The organism is Endozoicomonas sp. ONNA2 (genome assembly GCF_024606365.1).
In the GTDB taxonomy this organism is placed as follows: Bacteria; Pseudomonadota; Gammaproteobacteria; order Pseudomonadales; family Endozoicomonadaceae; genus Endozoicomonas.
The window spans coordinates 1-3,105 of record NZ_JAHHPO010000604.1 but is presented as its reverse complement, the minus strand read 5'-3'; the positions used below and the strand labels follow the sequence as shown (position 1 = coordinate 3,105).

Here is a 3,105-nt window from a genome sequence, read left to right as displayed (position 1 = left end):
ATAGCCCTGCTATTACTCGTCATTCCGCCTTGCCCAGCAGTCCAAAATGACTTGCTCGATATCATATTTAGAAAGCGGAATTGGTATTACAGGTGGCCAGCCCGGTTTCCAGTCATGAATTCCAGACAAGAAAGCTCATTATGAAAACAAAGACTTTACCAGGGGTTTTGTTGATATGGCTGCTGTTGGCCAGCCCGCCGATGGTGGCTGAAAACCGGCAGGATCCCATAAGGGCGTATATCCACCAGCATTTTGCCGATCAGTTGGTGGTTACCCGGGAGCAGATAGAACAACTCTCATGGGTGCTGGCTAATCCGGTAGTGACTCCGGAGTTATCTGCGCAACGCTTACCCGCGTCAATCCACCAGGAAGTGCCAAGAGCACTTTCCCGATTATATTGCCTGCAGCTGTTGCGAAACGGCTCAAACGCGGCCTATAAGGCATTTGTGGCGCCTCAGACTGACCCTGGCGGGCTATCAGAGTCATCGTTTCAACAGCTTGCCAGAGAGATTGCCAGGCTGGACGCTGTCTCTTATGAGGTTCTCCAGGCGACCGCCATTCTGGATGCGGTCACGTTATCTGCGCAGGCACGCAAGCGTGCGGCTAAAGCTCTGGGTAAGCCTGTTCCTGAAGATTCGACGAATTTCCTGTCGGTTAGCGCACCCTGTGCCGGGGAAATTTACCCGCTGGCTCGCTCGATTATTTCCAAACATCCCCAGGCAGCCCGGTTGTTTGAAATTGTCTATCTGCCCCATAGCCACCTGCGTCATATGATGTATAACGAGGGTTCTCTGTCCATGTATACCGTGCTTGACACCGGGATACAGAACAAGAGCATCAGCCGTGATGACTTGAATTTATGGTACGACCATTGGGTAGTGAATATTGCCGGATTCCGTGGCCATGCAGAGCCGGCAGGTTCCGTTTATCTCACCCAGAATACCTGGCGGTCCATGAATCAACTGAAGTTACTGTTGGACAGGTTATTCAGTGAACCAAAGCTGAACCCCATGCAGGTCTATCTGCAAAAACGGGGGCGATGGCTACACCTGAATACGTTGACCAGAAATCCTGATGAATTTATTGCCCTTGCCTCCCTTGGAGCGACTGCAAGGTTGTTTACACCGGCCGAAGGAAGGGAGTTATATACCAGTTTTAAAAGTCTGCCAGAGAATCAACAGAAACAGTGGATTCACCACAGCAGGCGACAATTAACGGCTTTGGCCACGCCTTCGCCAACTTATGGGCCGGCCGTTTATGCCAATGCCATTGCGGTTGCCGGGCTGGCACAAACTGTTCGTAGAGTACTGCCGGTGATGCTCGGGGTTTATCAGCAAGCGGAACAGATGAGGGCAGCTGGCCAGTTAGCGGCTGATGTGCCCTTGTCATTCCGTGAGTTGGCACGGGAGCCGATGCTTGGCGACATTCTTGCCAGTCACCGGCAATTCACTACCGCCATCGATCCTGATGATGGCGTGGCTAAACTGGTAACGATGGATAAACCGTAAAAAACCTTAAGGCTAATCAGAAATCCAGGGAGGAATTATGTTTCACCAGCATTTTCGTCAGAATGCAGTAGGCCGTGATTTTGTGATTGGCGATTTGCACGGCATGTATGATCTCCTGATGACCTCGCTGGCCAACGTCAGCTTTGACCGGGAAAAAGATCGTTGTTTCAGCTGTGGCGACCTGATTGACCGGGGGCCAGCTTCCGAAAAATGTCTCTCTCTTATGGAGGAACCATGGTTTCACTGTGTTCGTGGCAATCATGAGCAGTGCATGATTGATACGGTAAGGCACCCATCCACCGATGAGATTGCACAATGGTTGCTTTGTGGTGGCGACTGGCACCTGCAGGTTTCGTCTGAAAAAATGAACAGGTATGCAAACATTGCTGCCGAGCAGCCGGTGCTGATCTCGGTTGATCTCCCTGGCGACAGGCAGGTAGCTATTTGCCATGCAGAGTACCCGTTGCCGGTTTGGGATCCGGAAAAAATAGCAGCTGACCCGGATCTGGTAAGGGCGATGCAATGGTCCAGGTCCCGGATTCAAAGTGGGGATGATTCTCTGGTGGCAGGCATTGACTGCATCTTCTGTGGTCATACCATTGTTGATCAGCCGGTCACCCTGGGAAACACCCACTTTATTGATACGGGCGGATTTGAGAGCAACCATCTGACGCTGGTGTGCCTCAGTGATCCGGGAGAGTGACCGGGTGCTCTCAGTACCATTCGACAACCGCCTCCTGCCGGTGACGGGTTTTCGGGTAAGGCTCGTTTTCCCGGTAACCAAAGGCGACCATCACACTGACGCCAAACTCACCTCTATCCAACAGGCCTTCGTGTTCCAGTAGTGACTCCAGCTTGTCGCGGTTAAATCCTTCAATCGGGCAGGAGTCAATGCCAATCTGGGCGGCTACGCTCATCATATTACCGAGGGCGACATACGTTTGTTTGCAGGCCCAGTCAAACATGGCCCTTGGGGACTCGGTCAGCCGGAAGTCACTGTTTTGAAAGTCGCGGTAGAACTCGCTGATCATATCCACGACATCTTCAGGCAGCTGTTTGACATTGCGCATATGGTCCAGGATATATTCAGACTCATAATGCATACTGTTTTCCTTGCGGGCCAGAATGATGACAAAATGGCTGGCGGTGGGTAACTGTCCCTGGGCCCCCCAACTGACGGTTTTGATCTTTTCCCTTAAATCTGGTCTCTGGATCACCAGAAACTTCCAGGGTTCAAAACCAAATGAGCTGGGAGAAAGGCGTCCGGCATCCAGGATGATATTAAAATCCTCATCGGGTATTTTCCGGTTGGCATCAAAGCTTTTGCAGGCGTGACGGAAGTTGAAAACATCCAGAATTTGTTTACGCAGGGCAGTGTTCATTGTTCAGACCATATACAACGCTAGCCGAAGGCGGCATTCTTTCCACCATAGAATAAAATGGGAAGATTGTGTAGAAATGTCACTTTTGAGATTGAACTCTGCAAGTATTGCTCAGCCAACCGTACTCCCGGCGTTCCCTCACAAAATCCCTCAGAGCGAGAAAGTCCCCGGCTTTGGCATCCTGCGTCGCCCTGACTCCCACATCCATGTGGTCG

At 51.5% G+C, this 3,105-nt stretch carries 3 protein-coding genes; 2 read left to right on the top strand and 1 reads right to left on the bottom strand.

Annotated elements, in window-relative coordinates; genetic code table 11:
* Window positions 1-140: 140 nt before the first annotated feature.
* Together KDK14_RS10680 and KDK14_RS10675 are read left to right on the top strand one after the other, a co-directional pair.
* Window positions 141-1,508, top strand: coding sequence for a hypothetical protein (locus tag KDK14_RS10680; protein WP_257265093.1), 1,368 nt, complete (start codon window positions 141-143; stop codon window positions 1,506-1,508).
* A 37-nt stretch (window positions 1,509-1,545) separates the two neighbouring features.
* Window positions 1,546-2,211 carry a metallophosphoesterase gene (locus KDK14_RS10675; protein ID WP_257265092.1) on the top strand — a complete coding sequence of 222 codons (666 nt, stop codon included), beginning with the start codon at window positions 1,546-1,548 and terminating at the stop codon, window positions 2,209-2,211.
* A 10-nt stretch (window positions 2,212-2,221) separates the two neighbouring features.
* Here KDK14_RS10675 and KDK14_RS10670 read toward each other — a convergent pair whose 3' ends face one another.
* Window positions 2,222-2,890, bottom strand: a complete 669-nt coding sequence (locus tag KDK14_RS10670; protein ID WP_257265090.1) for an NAD(P)H-dependent oxidoreductase — start codon at window positions 2,888-2,890, stop codon at window positions 2,222-2,224.
* Between the last annotated feature and the right edge of the window lie 215 nt (window positions 2,891-3,105).